The sequence below is a fragment of the Cryobacterium sp. TMT1-62 genome (assembly GCF_004403145.1).
GTDB classification, from domain to species: Bacteria; Actinomycetota; Actinomycetes; order Actinomycetales; family Microbacteriaceae; genus Cryobacterium; species Cryobacterium sandaracinum.
Map to the genome: position 1 here is coordinate 21,682 of NZ_SOGZ01000045.1, position 17,012 is coordinate 38,693.

A 17,012-nucleotide genomic window follows, 5' to 3' on the forward strand; every position below is an offset into this window, starting at 1 on the left:
CAATGCCGGAGCCGTAGGCTGGGCGAGGTTCCTGACCCCGATCGAAAGGCGACCACCGATGCCCGCACAGATTTACTCCGATATCACTGCTGCAGTCGGCAAGACCCCTCTGGTCAAGCTAAACCGACTCACCGCCGGCCTCGACGCGACCGTGCTGGTGAAACTGGAGTTCTACAACCCCTCGGGCAGTGTGAAGGACCGGATCGGGATCGCGATCGTCGATGCGGCCGAGGCCTCGGGCGAGCTGGCTCCGGGTGGAACCATTGTCGAGGGTACCAGCGGCAACACCGGGATCGCTCTCGCCATGGTGGGCGCCGCCCGCGGATACACGGTCATCCTGGCGATGCCGGAGACCATGAGCCGCGAACGCCGCCAGCTGCTGCGCGCCTACGGCGCCCGGATCGTGCTGACGCCGGGCTCCGACGGCATGCGCGGCGCGGTCACGACGGCCGAGGAAATCGCGGCCGCCACCCCCGGGGCGATTTTGGCCCGCCAGTTCGACAACCCGGCCAACCCGGCCATCCACTATGCGACCACCGGCGTCGAGATCTGGGACGATACCGCGGGAGCCGTCGACATCCTCGTCGCCGGAATCGGCACCGGAGGGACCATCACGGGCACCGGCCAGCTGCTCAAGGAACGCAAGCCATCCGTACGCATCGTCGGCGTCGAGCCGATCGACTCCCCCATCCTCACCGGCGGCAAGCCCGGACCGCACAAGATCCAGGGTCTCGGCGCCAACTTCATACCGAACGTTCTCGACACGCACGTCTACGACGAGGTCACCGACGTCACGCTCGCCGACTCCGTGTCCACGGCGCGCGCGCTGGCAACGGATGAGGGCATCCTCTCCGGCATTTCCGGCGGATCGGCTGTCTGGGTGGCAATCGAACAGGCCAAGCGCCCCGAGAACGCCGGCAAGACCATCGTGGCCATCATGCCGAGTTTCGGCGAACGGTACCTCTCCACGGTGCTCTACGAGGACCTGCTGGACTAGTCGGCGAAACCGGGCCGGCGACGCAGCGAATGGGTGTCTTTTCGAGCATCCGTGAGGACCTGGCGATGGCGCGCGCCCACGACCCGGCCGCCCGCAGCAACATCGAGGTGTTCCTGGCGTACAGCGGTCTGCACGCCGTGTGGTCGTATCGAGTGTCCCACCGGCTGTGGGAGGCCGGATTGCGGTTCCCGGCCCGGCTCCTGTCGCAGTTCACCCGGTTCCTGACCGGGATCGAGATCCACCCCGGCGCCCGCATCGGCCGAAGGCTGTTCATCGACCACGGCATGGGCGTGGTGATCGGGGAGACCTCGGACATCGGCGATGACGTGATGCTCTACCACGGGGTCACCCTCGGCGGGAAGACCCGGCACGGGGTGGCCCGGGGGGAGAAGCGGCACCCCACCCTGCACGATGGGGTGACGATCGGCGCCGGCGCCAAGGTGCTCGGGCCCATCGTCATCGGCGCCTGGAGTACCATCGGCGCCAACGCGGTGGTGACCCGGGATGCCCCACCCAAGTCGCTGCTGCTGGGGATCCCGGCCATCGTGCAGCCGGCCAAGACCGATACCATCGAATCCGCCCGCGGGCTGCTGCCCGGCGACGACTGAGGGACAGAGACCAATGACCACCGATACCGCCGCCCTCACCCTCCCCGTACTCGACCTCTCGCGGCTTGACCGGGGCGATGCGGAGGCGGAGGCTTTTCGAGCCGATCTGCGGGAGGCCACCCACTCCTTCGGGTTCTTCTACCTGACCGGTCACGGCGTGCCCGCGGACCTCACGGATCGGGTCATGCGCACCGCCCGAGCCTTCTTCGCCCTCCCCGAAGCCGACAAGATGGCGATCGAGAATCTGAGGAGCCCGCACTTCCGCGGCTACACCCGCGTGGGCGGCGAGCTCACCCAGGGTACGGTTGACTGGCGCGAGCAGATTGACATCGGGCCGGAGCGCCCGGCACTTCCGCGGCCCACGGATGCCGCCTACCGGCGTCTCGAGGGACCGAACCAGTGGCCGTCCACTCTCCCCGCGCTACGAGAAGTGATGACCCTCTGGCGCGAAGAGCTCACCGCGGTCGCCCTCCGCCTGATGCAGGCCTGGGCGCTGTCGCTCGGTGCCGACGAGCACGTGTTCGACGCGGCCTTCGCCGAGAAGCCGTTCACCCTGATCAAGATCGTGCGCTACCCCGGCAAATCCGATCCCACTCCCCGGCAGGGCGTCGGCGCGCACAAGGACTCCGGGGTGCTGACCCTCCTGTTCGTCGAACCCGGCAAGGGTGGCCTGCAGGTGGAGAAGGATGGCGACTGGATCGACGCTCCCCCGCTCGACGGCGCCTTCGTGGTCAACATCGGCGAGCTGCTGGAGGTGGCCACGAACGGCTACCTCAAGGCCACCGTGCACCGAGTGATCTCGCCTCTGATCGGAGACGACCGGGTCTCGATTCCGTTCTTCTTCGGCCCCGCGCTCGACGCGACCATCCCGCTGCTCAGCCTGCCGGACTCCCTCGAGGCGCCCGGGGTCACAGCCGACCCGAACAACCCGATCTTCTCTACCTACGGGGAGAACGCCCTGAAGAGCCGACTGCGCGCGCACCCGGACGTGGCGGCCATCCACTACTCCGACCTCGCCGAGTAGCCACCGCAGCCGCCGTTGCCGGCGCAGCGATCGTCGCTGCCCTGGCGGGCGCTACGGCTGGAGGCGCTCCAGCGCCCAGCCGCCGCCCTCCAGCGCCGTGAAACGCAGGCGGTCGTGCAGCCGGGACGTGCGGCCCTGCCAGAACTCGATCGCGTGCGGAATGACCCGGAACCCGCCCCAGTCGGTGGGCCGCGGGATCTCCATGTCGTCGGGGTAACGCCGCTCGACCGCGCGCACCTGCTCTTCGAGCAGTTCGCGGCTCACGATCGGTTCCGATTGCTCACTGGCCAGGGCGGCGATGCGGGCGGGCCGCGGACGACGCGCGAAATAGGCGTCGCTGACGGCGGCATCCGTGGCGTGGGCAGTGCCGTAGACGATCACCTGGCGCTGCATCGGATACCAGGGGAATAGCAGCGTCACACCGGAATTTTTCCGGAGCGCGCGCCCCTTGCGCGAGTCGTAGTTGGTGACGAACTCGAACCCGCTGCCGTCGAGCCCCTTGAGCAGAACCGTGCGGCTGCTCGGCCGCCCGTCGGGGTCGATGGTGCCGACGACCATGGCGTTCGGCTCATACAGCCCGGCTCCCTCAGCGGCCGCCAGCCAGGTCGCGAACTCGAGCATCGGGTCAGAGTTCACCTGCGCCTCGGTCAGGCTCACAGCGCCGTAGTCGGTGTGACTCGTCAGGGATTCCATCAGCATCCTCGCCTCGTTGTCGAACGGTGGATGCGAAAAGCCCAGCCTCCGTTCTCTCCAGACTACGAGAGACCGACGGCTGGGCAACCGCTGCGTGCGGGGTTGATCAGTCGTGATCACCGATCTCGGCCAGCCGAGTGGCTTCGTCGGCCGTGATGCAGGAGTCGATCACGGCGTCGAGGGCGCCGTTCATGACCGTATCCAGGTTGTAGGCCTTGTAGCCGGTGCGGTGGTCCGCAATCCGGTTCTCCGGGAAGTTGTACGTGCGGATGCGCTCGGACCGGTCCATGGTGCGGATCTGGCCCTTGCGCACGAGGGAGGCGGCGGCGTCGATTTCTTCCTGCTGCCGGGCAAGAACGCGGGCACGCAGAACGCGCATGCCGGCTTCCTTGTTCTGCAGCTGGCTCTTCTCGTTCTGCATGGCCACGACGATGCCGGTCGGAAGGTGTGTGATGCGCACGGCGGAGTCGGTCGTGTTCACGGACTGGCCGCCGGGGCCGCTCGACCGGTACACGTCGATCTTGAGGTCGTTCGCACTGATCTCGACCTCTTCGGGCTCGTCGACCTCAGGGAAGACGAGCACGCCGGCGGCGGAGGTGTGGATGCGTCCCTGCGACTCGGTGGCCGGCACTCGCTGAACGCGGTGCACGCCCCCCTCGTACTTGAGGTGCGCCCAGACGCCCTCGGCAGGGTCGCTCACGTTGCCCTTGATGGCGAGCTGAATGTCTTTGATGCCGCCGAGGTCGCTCGTGGTCTGCTCGATGATCTCGGTTTTCCAGCGCTTCGACTCCGCATAGTGCAGGTACATGCGGAGCAGGTCGGCGGCGAATAGTGCGGATTCCGCACCGCCCTCCCCCATCTTGATCTCCATGATCACGTCGCGGGCGTCGAGCGGGTCGCGCGGAATCAGCAGGCGCCGCAGCTTTTCGGCCGCGTTTTCCAGCTGCTCCACCAGACCGGGGATCTCCGCGGCGAAGTCGGCGTCCTCGTCCGCGAGTTCCCGCGCGGCATCGAGATTCTCGCCGATCTCTTTCCACTCGTGCCAGGCCGCGATGATGCGGCTGAGCTCGGCATAGCGACGGTTGACCTTCTTCGATCGGGCCGGGTTCGCGTGCAGCTCGGGATCCGCCAGCTGAGACTGGAGCTCATCGTGCTCAGCCAGCAGAGTCAGGACAGACTCGAACATCAGTGGTCCTTGTCTGACCCACCGAGGGTCGGCATCGACTTCTGAACCTGCATCAGGAACTCGACGTTGGACGTGGTCTCCTTGAGACGACCGAGGATGACCTCCAGTGCCTGCTGCTGTTCTAGCCCGGCGAGGGCGCGTCGCAGTTTCCAAGTGATCTTGACTTCGTCCGCGCTCATCAGCATTTCTTCACGCCGGGTGCCGGATGCGTTGACATCCACCGCGGGGAAGATGCGTTTGTCGGCCAGGTGGCGCGACAGGCGGAGCTCCATGTTGCCCGTGCCCTTGAACTCCTCGAAGATAACCTCGTCCATCTTGGATCCGGTCTCCACCAGGGCGGAGGCGAGGATGGTGAGCGAGCCACCGTTCTCAATGTTGCGCGCCGCGCCGAAGAAACGCTTCGGCGGGTACAGCGCGGACGCGTCGACGCCGCCGGAGAGGATCCGGCCCGACGGCGGGGCCGTCAGATTGTAGGCGCGGCCCAGGCGGGTGATCGAGTCGAGCAGCACGACGACGTCGTGGCCCAGTTCGACGAGACGCTTGGCGCGCTCGATGGCGAGCTCGGCGACCGTGGTGTGGTCTTCGGCGGGACGGTCGAAGGTGGAGGCAATGACCTCACCCTTCACCGTGCGCTGCATGTCGGTGACCTCTTCGGGACGCTCATCGACCAGGACGACCATGAGGTGGACCTCGGGGTTGTTCGTGGCGATGGCGTTAGCAATCTGCTGCATGACGATGGTCTTGCCGGCCTTAGGCGGTGCGACAATCAGGCCGCGCTGTCCTTTACCGATCGGGGCGACCAGGTCGATGATCCGCTGCGTCAGCTTGCCCGGCTCGGTTTCGAGGCGCAGCCGCTCCGTCGGGTACAGCGGGGTGAGCTTCTGGAACTCGACGCGGTTCGCGGCCTCTTCGACGGTCAGGCCATTTATGGAGTCGACCTTGACGATCGCGTTGTACTTCTGGCGTCCGCTCTGATCGCCTTCGTGCGGCTGGCGGATGGAGCCGACGACGGCGTCGCCCTTGCGCAGGTTGTACTTCTTGACCTGGCCGAGCGAGACGTAGACGTCGCTCGCACCCGGCAGGTAGCCGGAGGTGCGCACGAACGCGTAGTTGTCGAGGATGTCGAGGATGCCGGCGACGGGGATCAGCACGTCGTCGTCGTTCAGCTCCGGCTCGAAGTCGTCGCCGGTGGTGACGCCGCGACGCTTGCGGTCACGGAAACGGTTGCGGTTGCTACGGCCGTTCAGGTCGTCTTCGAGTCCGGCGCGGTCGGGACCGGCGTTGCGCTCCTGACCCTGACGCTCTTGGCCCTGGTTGCGGTCCTGGCGGTCCTGACCCTGACGCTCCTGGCGGTCCTGGCGGTCCTGGGCGCGATCCTGGCTCTGCTGGGCTTGGCGGTCCTGACCCTGGTTGCGGTCCTGACCCTGGTTGCGGTCCTGATTCTGATTGTCCTGGCTCTGGCCCTGGCCGCGGTTGCCGGTCTGGCGTTGCTGACGGGCGGTCTCCTCACCGCGCTCGGCGCTACGCTCGGCGCCCTGCGTGCGGTCGCCCCCGCGGCTGCGGTTGCGGTTGCGGCCCTGTCGGGGCTGTTCCGTCTGCTCGGACAGTTCGCTCTGATCGGCGTGGTCGCCGCGCTCGGTCGATTCGGCCTGATCGGTGACGACGGTCTCGACCGGGGCGTGCTGCTCGGTTCCGGTCTCGGTGCCGGTATCGGTGCCGGACTGGGTTCCGGTCTCCGTGGCGAATTCGTCGGCGTTGTTGCGCGCGTCGATGCTGTTGCGGGCATCGATGCTGTTGCGGGCGCCGCCGCTGCGGCCACCGCGTGAGCTACCGCGACGCGACCGGCCGGAACCGGTGGTCTCGGGTGCCGCCTCGGTGATCTCGGGGGTCTCCTCGGCCACGACTGCGGTCTCGGCGACCGCCTCTACCGGGGCAGCAGCCTCGGTGGTTGTTTCAGTCTCAATGGTGGGGGCCTCGGTGTCCACGATGGGGGCGGCGGCGGCTTCGGCCGCTGCCTTCACGGTGACCGACGTGGCACGTTTGCGAGCCTGGCGGGCCGGCTTCGTGGCCGGGACTACGGTCTCGGTCACGGGTGACTCCGGCAAGGCGCCGGCATAGGTGGTGGGGGCAGTGGTACGGCGGAGGGTCGCGGCGTCATCCGGAACGATCATGCCGATGCCCAGGTCGCCGTCAGCGTTGACGTGCGCCACGGCGGGAGCCGCGGTCGCGGTGGAGGCGCGGCGGGACACGCGCTTGCGCGGCGCGGCACCGGTGACGTTGGCAGCAACGTCGGTGGTCGAGGCCGCGTCGGTCGCGGCGTCGGCCGCGGGAATCGCCTCTTCGACGGGAACGGCGGCCGTGGTGTCGGCGGCCGTGGCCTCGGCGGCCGTGGTCTCGGCGGAGACACCCGAGGATGCGCTCTTGGCCTGCTCGGCGGTGATTGCTCCCACGAGCTCTCCCTTGCGGAGCTTTGATGCACCCGGGATACCCAACTCGAGCGCCAGAGCCAGAAGCTCGGCGACGCGAAGGGTGGTGAGGTGCGAGGAATCCGCACCGGGGGTGAGGAGGTTGACGTCAGTCACGAAAATTGTCCTTTCCCCTGGCGTCATGCGAGCGGGCCAGGGAAGCTGTTGCGGCGTCTCACGCGCTGCGGGTGGTCCAATCCCAAAGTGATGTGGATTGAAGTGAACACACACAGCTACGCATAGATGATGCGATAGCAGTGAGTTACAGGGAATGCACCGGAGAAGAGAGCCGGGCGTTACGCGGTTCCATCGGGTGCACTTTTACTGTAGCAGAACGTAAGAACGCCGAGGACCGACCGGATACGGCGTGTCCTTGGCTTTCAGATACTCCTTGACCTGAGTGAGTCCTCACAGCCGTCAGCGATGATTCACCGCTGCCGGGTCCAACCGGCTCGGTGCTCCGGCCTGCGTCCCGAACGAATTCGACGGAGATTTTGCCCAAATCGCACCTGATTCACCCGAAAGAGCGGTTTCACACGAGAATCTCCGTCGAATTGGTTCACCACCGGATCGGGCGCTGCGCCTGCGAGGAACACTGCCCGGGCGGTGCAGTCGACTGACCGACCGGGAGCGACACAACCGATCGATTCGGACTCGCTTCTCTAACGCTCGGTGCGGGTGACGGTTGCACCCAGCACGTCGACGGCCAGCATCAGCGCCTGCCAGGGCGTTTCGGACTCGGCGGCGATGAGCTCGGCCGCGACGAGTCGCTGCCCTGGGTCACTGGCCAGCACCAGGATCGATGGGCCGGCGCCGGAGACGACGGCGGCGAAGCCGTGCTCCCGGAGCAGGGTGATCAGCCGGTTGGTCTCCGGCATGGCGGCGGCACGGTAGCTCTGGTGCAGTTTGTCCTCGGTGGCCGCGAGGAGCAGTTCGGGGCTCTGAATCAGGGCCGCGATCAGCAGGGCCGAGCGCGACAGGTTGAAGACGGCGTCTTCGTGCGGCACGCTCTCGGGCTGCAGGCTGCGGGCGAGCGCCGTGGACATGGCGTGCTCCGGAACGAACACGAGCGGCTTGACGCCGCGGTGCACCATCAGCTTCTTGTGACGCGGTCCCTCGGGTGTCATCCACGCGATCGTGAGACCACCGAACAGGGCGGGCGCCACGTTGTCGGGGTGCCCCTCCATCTCAGTCGCGAGGGCCAGAAGCGCCTCCGCGTCGATGTCGACGATGCCCTCGAGCAGGCCCTTCGCGGCCATGATCCCGGCGACGATGGCGGCGCCGGACGAGCCCATGCCGCGGCCGTGCGGGATCTCGTTGTGGGCAACGAGGTTCAGTCCGGGCAGTTCCTGGCCGTAAGCGGCGAAGGCGTGGATGAGGGCGCGCACGACGAGGTTGGTCTCATCGGTGGGCACCACGCCTTCTCCGACGCCGTGCACCTCGACCGTGACGCCCGGCTCATCGCGAACGGAGACCTGGAGGTGGTCGTGGTGTGCCAGGGCCAGACCCAGGGTGTCGAAGCCGGGGCCGAGGTTGGCCGTGGTCGCCGGCACCTGCACGGTGACGGAACGGCCCGAGAGCACCGACTTGCCGGAGAGGGCCTCGGCGATGGTCATTTCTGGACCAGCCCGAGGACGCTGGCGATTTCGGCGGTGTCGACAGGCACGATGGTCGGCTTGACGTCGGAGCCGTCTGCGGTGCGGAGCGCCCACTGCGGGTCCTTCAGACCGTGGCCGGTGACCGTGAGTACCACGGTGGAGCCGGCCGGGATGAGCCCGGCTTCGGCGCGTTCGAGCAGGCCGGCGACGCTGATCGCGGAGGCCGGCTCGACGAAGATGCCGACCTCGGCCGACAGGATGCGGTAGGCCTCGAGGATCTTTTCGTCGCTGATCGCGCCGAAGTAGCCGTCGGTCAGGGTACGCGCGGCGAGGGCGAGGTCCCAGGATGCCGGGTTGCCGATGCGGATGGCGCTGGCGATGGTCTCCGGGTGGTCGACGCGGTGGCCGAGCACGATCGGGGCGCTGCCAGCAGCCTGGAACCCGAACATGCGCGGCAGCTTCGTAGTGGCGCCGCGCTCGAGCTCTTCGGTGTACCCGCGCGTGTAGGCGGTGTAGTTGCCAGCATTGCCGACGGGGACGATGTGGATGTCCGGCGCGTCTTCCAGCACCTCGACGACCTCGAAGGCGGCCGTCTTCTGGCCTTCGATCCGGTCGGGGTTGACCGAATTGACCAGGTGCACGGGGTAATTCGCGGAGAGGTCGCGGGCGATGTCGAGGCAGTCGTCGAAATTGCCCTGCACCTGCAGCAGCTGCGCGTTGTGTGCGATGGCCTGGCTGAGCTTGCCCATGGCGATCTTGCCCTCGGGCACCAGCACGACGGCCTGGATTCCGGCGTGGGTCGCGTAGGCGGCGGCCGACGCGGAGGTGTTGCCGGTGGACGCGCAGATGACGGCCTTGGCACCGTCTTCGACGGCCTTGGAGATGGCCATGGTCATGCCGCGGTCCTTGAAGGAACCGGTCGGGTTCATGCCCTCGTACTTGATCCAGACCTTCGCGCCCGTGCGAACGGAGAGCGCCGGAGCCGGAATCAGCGGGGTGCCCCCCTCGCCGAGAGTGATGATGGGCGTCGCATCCGTGATGTTGAGGCGGTCCGCGTACTCGCGCAGCACGCCGCGCCACTGCCGGGAAGCCGTCTTCACGACTGGTTTCGGCAGAGTCTCTCGTTCGCTGGACATCAGGCTCCTTCAACTCTCAAAACGGATGCGACATTGGTGACAAATCTGTTCGCGGCGAGGTCTGTCACGGTGGCCGCCAGGGCGGCCTCCGTAGCCTCGTGCGTTCCGATAACTAGGGTAGCCGTGGCGGAGACGGCGGAGCGACTCGCGGTGCCCGGCTGGGCCGGCGTCATCGACTGCTCGACCAGGGCCAGGGACACGCCGTGGTCGCTGAACACGCTGGCGAGCGTGGCGAGAACGCCGGGTTCGTCGGTAACTTCCAGGGTGACGGCGTAGCGCGTGACGATCTGGCCGATGTCGAAGACCGGCAGGTCGGCGTGCTGGGACGCGGGAACGCCGGGGCCACCGGCGATGTGGCGGCGGGCCAGTGACACCAGGTCGCCGAGCACGGCGGACGCCGTCTCCACTCCCCCGGCGCCGGCGCCGTAGAACATCAAGCTGCCGGCCGACTCCGCTTCGACAAAAACCGCGTTGTTGGCGCCGTGCACGGAGGCGAGCGGGTGGCTGCGGTGAACCATGGCCGGGTAGACCCGGGCGGAGACGCCCTGCTGGCCGCTTTCGGCGTCGACGAGGCGTTCGCAGATGGCGAGCAGCTTCACGACGTAGCCGGCCTTGCGGGCTGAGTCGATCTGCGCGGGCGTGATGGCGGTGATGCCCTCGCGGTAGACGGATGCGAGCGGCACGGTCGTGTGGAAGGCGAGGCTGGCCAGAATGGCCGCCTTCTGCGCCGCGTCGTACCCGCCGATGTCGGCGGTCGGGTCGGCCTCGGCGTAGCCGAGGTCGGTGGCCAGGGCGAGAGCCTCCTCGAGGGTGTCCCCCTCAGTGTCCATCCGGTCGAGGATGAAGTTGGTGGTGCCGTTCACGATGCCGAGGATGCGGTTGACCTGGTCGCCGCCGAGACTCTCGCCGAGCGGACGAACGATCGGGATCGCACCGGCCACGGCCGCCTCGTACTTCAGCTGTGCACCGACCTGGTCGGCGGCGGCGAAGAGTTCGGGCCCGTGGGTGGCCAGCAACGCCTTGTTGGCGGTGACGACATCCGCCCCCGAGTTGATCGCCATCAGAATGTATGAGCGTGCGGGCTCGATGCCGCCCATCAACTCGATGACGACGTCGGCGCCGAGGATCAGGGTCTCGGCGTCGGTGGTGAACAGCTCGCGGGGCAGTTCGACGGTGCGCTCGGCGTCGACGTCGCGCACCAGGATGCCGACGAGCTCGAGGCTGGCACCCACCCGGTTGGCGAGTTCTTCACTGTTTTCGAGCAGCAGCCGGGCGACCTGAGCGCCGACGGAGCCGCCTCCCAGCAGTGCGACGCGCAGATTGCGGTATTCGATCATCGGGCGGGTTCCTTCGGTAGATCGGTCGAGCCGGTGGTCGAGCCGGTGGTCGGGCCGGTCGAGGCCGAGACCCCGGTGTCGCGGGCGAGCAGATCGGCGATGGTCTCGCCGCGCACCAGCATCCGCGGGATGCCGCCGGCCACCGCGACCACGGCCGGCCGGCCGAGGAAGTTGTAGTTGTTCGACAGCGACCAGCAGTAGGCGCCGGTGGCCGCGACGGCCACCAGGTCGCCCGGGGCCACGTCGCCGGGGAGATAGTCAGCGTCGACGACGATGTCGCCGCTCTCGCAGTGCTTGCCGGCGAGGCGCACCAGCACCGGGTCGGCCGCCGACACGCGGCCGGCGAGCCGCACGGTGTAGTCGGCGCCGTAGAGGGCGGGGCGGGCGTTGTCGCTCATGCCTCCGTCGACACTGACATAGAGGCGCGGGTTGCCGGCCACGTCGACGGACTTGGTGGTTCCGACCTCGTATAGGGTGATTCCGGCCGGGCCGATGATGCAACGTCCCGGCTCGAAGGCGACCACGGGCACCGGGATGCCGAGGGCGCTGCACTGCGCGGCGACGATGTCGGCCAGGCTGGCCGCGAGCTCGCCGATCGGGGTGGGGGTGTCGGCCAGGGTGTAGGCGATGCCGAAGCCGCCGCCGAGGTTCAGCTCGGGGACGGGGCCGCCTGCGAGCAGGGCCGCGTGCACGGCGAGGAGGCGCGACGCGGATTCGGCGAAGCCGTCGGCGCCGAAGATCTGCGAGCCGATGTGGCAGTGCAGGCCGCGGAAGCTCAGGCTCGACTCGGCCCGGATGAGGCCCACCAGCGCCGCGGCGTCATCGAGCGTCACGCCGAACTTCTGGTCTTCGTGCGCCGTGGCGAGGAATGCGTGGGTGTGCGCGTGCACGCCGCTGTTCACGCGCAGCCGAACGGCCTGCACGATGCCGTGCCGGGCGGCGGCCGCGGCGACGCGCCCGATTTCGACCAGGCTGTCGATCACGATGGTGCCGACGCCGACGCGGCAGGCCTCGTCGATCTCGGCCAGGGATTTGTTGTTGCCGTGATAGCCGAGCCGGTTCGGCGGGCTGCCGGCCGCCAGCGCCACGGCGAGTTCGCCGCCGCTGCAGACGTCGATGTTGAGACCTTCGGCCAGCATCCAACGGGCGATCTCGGTGGACAGGAACGCTTTGCCGGCGTAGTAGATGTGCACGCTCGTGCCGATGCGGGCGAACTCGGCCTCGAAGGCGGCGCGGAGCGAGGCCGCGCGGGCGCGGGCATCCGTTTCGTCGACCAGATAAAGAGGAGTGCCGAATTCGGCGGCCAGGGCGGAGGCGGTGCAGCCGCCGATGAGGAGTTCCCCCTGCGGGGTGCGGTCGATGGTGGCCGGCCAGAGGCCATCGGCGAGCGCATTGGCGTCGTCGGACAGGCAAAGCCAGTCGGGGGCGAGCGGGTTGGTGGCCACGGGTGAAAACCTCACGGGAAATGTCGAGTGGGTGTCTCACTGAGTGGCGAGCGAACCCGGATTGGTCCCTGAAGCCAGTGAAAGGATGCCGTCGGCTGCGACCGGGGACCTGTTCCGAGTGTAGCGAACGCCGCCGGTGCACGCCGAATCGCGTTACGTCCCGCTGCGTGGCGGGCTGCGCGGGCTGGGCAGCGGGGCGGGCTGCGATCAGACCAGCGCGGCAGTTTCGGCCACGTCGACGATCCACGCCTCCGGGTCGCTCATGACCGACGAGCCGCTGCTGCACCAGATGCGCCGCATCTTGAGAAGCATCTTCTCCGCTTCCCGGATGGTGCCCAGTTCCAGGTCGACCATGACGAAGTTCGGATCAGTCACCGAGCGGAAAATCGTGTAGCGGATCACCCCCGATCCGCGGCGGTCGGCCGGGTCCAGATCGAAGGCACGTTTCCAGCGGCCATAGTCGGGCACGGGGTGTTGAATGCGCAACAACGTCATGGTGCCTCCTCGAAAAGGCGAATGCGCGACCGGCGGATACCTCGAGTGTACGACCCCGCGGGCGTCGTGTCAGGCCCCGGTTTGATCACGGTCCGAACGATGTGCGAGCGTGTCGGCGTGCTGCAAGGGCGTGAAGTGCGGGGTCAACCGGCGGTGCAGCTGCCGAGGGTGGTCAACGACTGTCGGCTCAGCGTCAACGAGCTCGACTGCAGCGTGACTCGCGCTCGATCCACGGTCACGTTCACTCCGGCGAGGGTGACCCCCTCGGGGAGGTACTGGGCCACGCAGATGCGGAGCGGTTCCTCACCCAGAACACGAGACAGCAGGTTGCCGGCATCGATGCTGCCGCCGCCTGAGGTGACGCTGGCACCGCTCGGCGTGAGCAGCAGTGCGTCGGCGTCCACGCTCGGCGTCGCCGAGGCGCGGTAGCCGATCGGGAAGCCGAGCACCTCCAGGCTGCCGCTGTAGCTGATCTCGTCCTTCCCGAGTTCGACGCCGGCGTCGGGGACATTGCTCGGCAGAGCCTGGCTCAGCAGGGTGTTGAGGGCGTCGGGTTCGAGGTCGATGATGCCGCGCACGTCGCCGACGGACTGGGATTGGTCGAGCGGGACATCCGTCGCCACGACGTGCACGGATGCCGGCACGCCGTCCACGGTCAGGGTGCCTGATTCCAGGGCCACCCGGTCGAAGCTGCCGCCGAGGTACTGCGCGATGACCGACAGGCCTCCGATGGAGACGGCCACGTCCCCGGTCACGGTGTCGGGCAGGTTCGAGGCGATCTCCTGCTCGATCTGGCCCTCGGCGTAGCTGCGCAGGCCCCCGTCGACGAAGAAGAAAGCAGCGACGAGCCCGACCACGACCAGACCCGCGACGATGAACGCCCCGAGCCCGCGACGACGGGATTTCCTGGCGGACGCGTCCATGCCTACATACGTTCCGGTGCGGAGACGCCGAGCAGGCCGAGGCCGTTGCGGATGACCTGGCCGGTGGCGTCGTTGAGCCAGAGCCGGGTGCGGTGCAGGTCGGTGATCGGTTCGTCGCCAAGCGGGATCACCCGGCAGCTGTCGTACCAGCGGTGGTAGTAGCCGGCAACCTCTTCGATGTAGCGGGCGATACGGTGGGGCTCACGCAGTTCGGCGGCCTGCGCGACGACGCGCGGGTATTCCTGCAACACGCCGAGCAGGGCCGATTCGCTGTCGTGGGTGAGTAGCTCCGGGGCGAATGCGGTGCGTTCCACCCCCGCGGTGGCCGCGTTGCGGGCGACCGAGCAGGTACGGGCATGCGCATACTGCACGTAGAAGACCGGGTTCTCGTTGGAGCGCTTGCCGAGCAGGTCGAGGTCGATGTCGAGCTGAGTGTCGCTGCTGGAGCGCACTAGGGAGTAGCGGCCGGCGTCCACGCCGACGGCGTCGACGAGGTCGTCGAGGGTGACGATCGTTCCGGCGCGCTTACTCATCCGCACCGGTTCGCCGTTGCGCAGCAGGTTGACCATCTGGCCGATCAGGATCTGCAGGTTCACACCGGGCACGTCGCCGAACGCCTCGACCATGGCCATCATGCGGCCGACATAGCCATGGTGGTCGGCGCCGAGCATGATCAGGTTCTGGTCGAAACCGCGCTCACGCTTGTCGAGGTAGTAGCCGAGGTCACCGGAGATGTAGGCCGGTTCGCCGTTGGAACGGATGATGACGCGGTCGCGGTCATCGCCGAACGTGGTCGTGCGCAGCCAGATGGCCCCGTCTTCTTCGAAGATGTGGCCCTGTTCGCGCAGCCGTTCGATGGCCCGGTTGACGGCGCCGGACTCGTGCAGGGAATCTTCGTGGAAGTACACGTCGAAATCCACGCCGAAGCCGTGCAGCTTCTCCTTGATCTCGGTGAACATCAAATCGACGCCGACGCTGCGGAACACTTCCTGCTGCTCGTCGCGGGCCAGCACCGCGATGTCGCCTTCGTGGCTGGCCACGACCTGGTCGGCGATGTCTCCGATGTAGGCGCCGCCGTAACCGTCTTCGGGGGTGGGCTCGCCGAGGTAGCCGGCGAGCACGCTGCGGGCGAAGCGGTCGATCTGCGAGCCGTGGTCGTTGAAGTAGTACTCGCGGGTGACGTCGGCGCCCTCCGCCTGCAGCACCCGGGCCAGGCTGTCACCCACGGCCGCCCAGCGCACGCCGCCCATGTGGATGGGGCCGGTGGGGTTGGCGGACACGAACTCGAGGTTGATCTTGAGGCCGTCGTAGAGGTGCCCGGTGCCGTAAGCGGGGCCCGCATCGACGATGGTCTTGGCGAGTGCGCCGGCGGCGGCGGCCTCGAGACGGATGTTGATGAAGCCGGGTCCGGCGACGTCCACCGAGGCCACGTCAGGAAGCTGTTCCAGGCCGGCAGCCAGTTCGGCGGCCACCTCGCGCGGGTTGGAGCCGAGTGGCTTGGCGATCTTCATCGCGATGCTGGAGGCCCAATCACCGTGGTCGCGGTTTCTCGGACGCTCGAGGGTGACATCCGCCCCGGTCAGGTTGACGTCGGTCACGTCGATTCCGGCCTCGCGTCGACGCTCGCTCAACTGGAGGATGAGGTCTAGCAGGGATTGGGAAAGCTCAGCGGGAGTCACGACTAGCAAGCTTACCGGCCCGGTCACAGACAACCCTCTTGGTAAGGTCAAGCGTGACTCACTCCCTCTCGCCCAGACTCCCGCGCGGACGGCTCCTGCGCACCACCCTTCTCCTTGCCACCGGCACGGTCGCCGTCGTGGCGCTGGCTGCCTGCGGTTCGGGTTCCACCCCGGAAAGCAGCCCGTCGGCAGCGTCGCCATCAGCTACTCCCGGGTCGACGTCGGACGCGACGCAGACACCGGGGCCCACCGCGACGCCGACGCCCACCCCCACGGCAGCAGGCACCCCGGTCACATTTACCTGCGACCAGGTGCTCACCCTCGACAACGTCTACGCCTTCAACCCGAGCTACGGCACCGCCCCCGGTTTCGAGCCGACCATCGCCGCGGGTCAGACGGCGGCAGAGTACCAGGGGCTGAATTGCGGACTGCTCAATCAATCCAGCGACGGAACGATCGAGGTCTCGGTGACCCAGCCCAACGACGTGCTGCTGTCGCAGCTGAAGAACGATGCCATCAGCTCCAGCCAGATCGTTCCCACGTATGGCACGCCGCCCGCCGTCGAGGGCTATTTTTCGGCTGCCGGCGGCATTGGTGTGGCTCAGGTCTTCACCTCCACCTACTGGATCACGGTGGGCTCGAGCGAGTTCGTCGAGCCGGGCGACGCCGAGTCACTCGTTTCCGCGGCGATCGCGAACCTGCAGTAACACGCCCGGGCGGACCGCGCGGCGGAACCCACCTGAACCTGCCCGAACCTGCCGAATTCGGCCTTTCCGGTCGAGTTCGGATGGTGTGCCGGGCGGGCTCGACCGCATCCGTCGAACTCGATGCGGAACATCGCCTGCCCGGATGCTGATAACCTAGTGTTTTCCCTGGCCCCCATAGCTCAGGGGATAGAGCACTGCCCTCCGGAGGCAGGGGCGGCAGTTCGAATCTGCCTGGGGGCACAACTGTCAGAGTCCGTGCGAACACTCGGGTCGCGGGCTAATCGGCGACACGATCTCAAGGTTTTGTCACGCCGTTTGCCCACACTGGCCCACAGCTCCTCGCCGCCGACTCTGATGCCTTGCCGCTCGCCTACGCCCGGATGCGTGACCCGGTAGGTGTGCGGCATGAAGCCCTCGCCGACGAGGCTCGGCGTCGCTATGCCGTGGTCGCACCGGTCACCCGCGCCACCGACAGGTCAGCGATGACCATTGAGCCACACCGGGACGGGACCGCCGCCATCCGATGGGTACGCCGATCAGCTGAGGAGCGCGACGGGATCACGTGGACGTCGGCGCCCGCGGCGGTCGGTCGGGTCTGGGAGCACGTCGTCGGAGCCCCACCGCAACGACTCGAGACCGCGGTACTTACAGACGATGGCCGGGGACGGCTGCCACCAAGACCTTCCCCCCGTTCGAATCCGGAAGCAGCGTGGTTGCCG

General features: G+C 67.8%; 14 protein-coding genes and 1 tRNA gene. 5 read left to right on the forward strand and 10 right to left on the reverse strand.

Going from position 1 to position 17,012, the window contains the following annotated elements:
- Positions 1-58: 58 nt before the first annotated feature.
- From cysK to E3T34_RS13070, 3 genes are read left to right on the forward strand one after another with little or no spacing between them, the layout of a single operon-like run.
- Entirely contained in the window at positions 59-997 is a 939-nt protein-coding gene (gene cysK / locus E3T34_RS13060; RefSeq protein WP_104099697.1) for a cysteine synthase A, read from the forward strand.
- A 29-nt stretch (positions 998-1,026) separates the two neighbouring features.
- The gene (gene epsC / locus E3T34_RS13065) at positions 1,027-1,605 is read left to right on the forward strand and encodes a serine O-acetyltransferase EpsC (protein WP_134343231.1); all 579 of its coding nucleotides are present in this window, start codon (positions 1,027-1,029) and stop codon (positions 1,603-1,605) included.
- A gap of 13 nt (positions 1,606-1,618) precedes the next feature.
- Positions 1,619-2,629: an isopenicillin N synthase family oxygenase gene (locus E3T34_RS13070; RefSeq protein WP_134343232.1), complete on the forward strand. Its 1,011-nt coding sequence runs from the start codon at positions 1,619-1,621 to the stop codon at positions 2,627-2,629.
- A gap of 51 nt (positions 2,630-2,680) precedes the next feature.
- On the opposite strand, the gene pdxH is transcribed toward E3T34_RS13070, so the two are convergent.
- The 10 genes from pdxH to argS form a co-directional block, all read right to left on the reverse strand.
- Positions 2,681-3,322: a pyridoxamine 5'-phosphate oxidase gene (gene pdxH, locus E3T34_RS13075; protein WP_174720176.1), complete on the reverse strand. Its 642-nt coding sequence runs from the start codon at positions 3,320-3,322 to the stop codon at positions 2,681-2,683.
- A gap of 106 nt (positions 3,323-3,428) precedes the next feature.
- Complete coding sequence (gene prfA, locus E3T34_RS13080; RefSeq protein WP_134343233.1) at positions 3,429-4,508, reverse strand: peptide chain release factor 1; 1,080 nt, start codon at positions 4,506-4,508, stop codon at positions 3,429-3,431.
- Positions 4,508-7,090 (reverse strand): transcription termination factor Rho, encoded by a 2,583-nt coding sequence (gene rho / locus E3T34_RS13085; RefSeq protein ID WP_370327620.1) that lies wholly within the window; start codon positions 7,088-7,090, stop codon positions 4,508-4,510. The genes prfA and rho overlap by 1 nt, the downstream gene beginning before the upstream one ends.
- Before the next feature lie 545 nt (positions 7,091-7,635).
- The gene (gene thrB / locus E3T34_RS13090) at positions 7,636-8,589 is read right to left on the reverse strand and encodes a homoserine kinase (RefSeq protein WP_104099692.1); all 954 of its coding nucleotides are present in this window, start codon (positions 8,587-8,589) and stop codon (positions 7,636-7,638) included.
- Positions 8,586-9,707 carry a threonine synthase gene (gene thrC, locus E3T34_RS13095; protein WP_134343235.1) on the reverse strand — a complete coding sequence of 374 codons (1,122 nt, stop codon included), beginning with the start codon at positions 9,705-9,707 and terminating at the stop codon, positions 8,586-8,588. The genes thrB and thrC overlap by 4 nt, the downstream gene beginning before the upstream one ends.
- Complete coding sequence (locus E3T34_RS13100) at positions 9,707-11,044, reverse strand: homoserine dehydrogenase (RefSeq protein ID WP_104099690.1); 1,338 nt, start codon at positions 11,042-11,044, stop codon at positions 9,707-9,709. The genes thrC and E3T34_RS13100 overlap by 1 nt, the downstream gene beginning before the upstream one ends.
- Positions 11,041-12,489, reverse strand: coding sequence for a diaminopimelate decarboxylase (gene lysA / locus E3T34_RS13105; protein ID WP_134343236.1), 1,449 nt, complete (start codon positions 12,487-12,489; stop codon positions 11,041-11,043). Before lysA ends, E3T34_RS13100 begins: the two co-directional genes overlap by 4 nt.
- Before the next feature lie 207 nt (positions 12,490-12,696).
- A complete protein-coding gene (locus E3T34_RS13110; protein WP_104099688.1) occupies positions 12,697-12,984 on the reverse strand; it encodes a hypothetical protein in 288 nt (95 codons plus the stop codon).
- Positions 12,985-13,127: 143 nt separating this feature from the next.
- A complete protein-coding gene (locus E3T34_RS13115) occupies positions 13,128-13,907 on the reverse strand; it encodes a DUF2993 domain-containing protein (protein ID WP_134343237.1) in 780 nt (259 codons plus the stop codon).
- A 2-nt stretch (positions 13,908-13,909) separates the two neighbouring features.
- Positions 13,910-15,586: an arginine--tRNA ligase gene (gene argS, locus E3T34_RS13120; RefSeq protein WP_134343238.1), complete on the reverse strand. Its 1,677-nt coding sequence runs from the start codon at positions 15,584-15,586 to the stop codon at positions 13,910-13,912.
- A gap of 53 nt (positions 15,587-15,639) precedes the next feature.
- Between argS and E3T34_RS13125 the strand changes: the two genes are divergently transcribed.
- Both E3T34_RS13125 and E3T34_RS13130 read left to right on the forward strand, forming a co-directional pair.
- Positions 15,640-16,293, forward strand: a complete 654-nt coding sequence (locus E3T34_RS13125; protein WP_134343239.1) for an iron ABC transporter ATP-binding protein — start codon at positions 15,640-15,642, stop codon at positions 16,291-16,293.
- A 168-nt stretch (positions 16,294-16,461) separates the two neighbouring features.
- A tRNA-Arg gene (locus E3T34_RS13130) sits at positions 16,462-16,533 on the forward strand.
- Positions 16,534-17,012 lie beyond the last annotated feature (479 nt).

Coding starts and splice junctions, on each gene's coding strand:
- cysK (WP_104099697.1), top strand. CDS start 59: ATGCCCGCACAGATTTACTCCGATATCACTGCTGCAGTCGGCAAGACC.
- epsC (WP_134343231.1), top strand. CDS start 1,027: ATGGGTGTCTTTTCGAGCATCCGTGAGGACCTGGCGATGGCGCGCGCC.
- E3T34_RS13070 (WP_134343232.1), top strand. CDS start 1,619: ATGACCACCGATACCGCCGCCCTCACCCTCCCCGTACTCGACCTCTCG.
- pdxH (WP_174720176.1), bottom strand. CDS start 3,322: ATGGAATCCCTGACGAGTCACACCGACTACGGCGCTGTGAGCCTGACC.
- prfA (WP_134343233.1), bottom strand. CDS start 4,508: ATGTTCGAGTCTGTCCTGACTCTGCTGGCTGAGCACGATGAGCTCCAG.
- thrB (WP_104099692.1), bottom strand. CDS start 8,589: ATGACCATCGCCGAGGCCCTCTCCGGCAAGTCGGTGCTCTCGGGCCGT.
- thrC (WP_134343235.1), bottom strand. CDS start 9,707: ATGTCCAGCGAACGAGAGACTCTGCCGAAACCAGTCGTGAAGACGGCT.
- E3T34_RS13100 (WP_104099690.1), bottom strand. CDS start 11,044: ATGATCGAATACCGCAATCTGCGCGTCGCACTGCTGGGAGGCGGCTCC.
- E3T34_RS13110 (WP_104099688.1), bottom strand. CDS start 12,984: ATGACGTTGTTGCGCATTCAACACCCCGTGCCCGACTATGGCCGCTGG.
- E3T34_RS13115 (WP_134343237.1), bottom strand. CDS start 13,907: ATGGACGCGTCCGCCAGGAAATCCCGTCGTCGCGGGCTCGGGGCGTTC.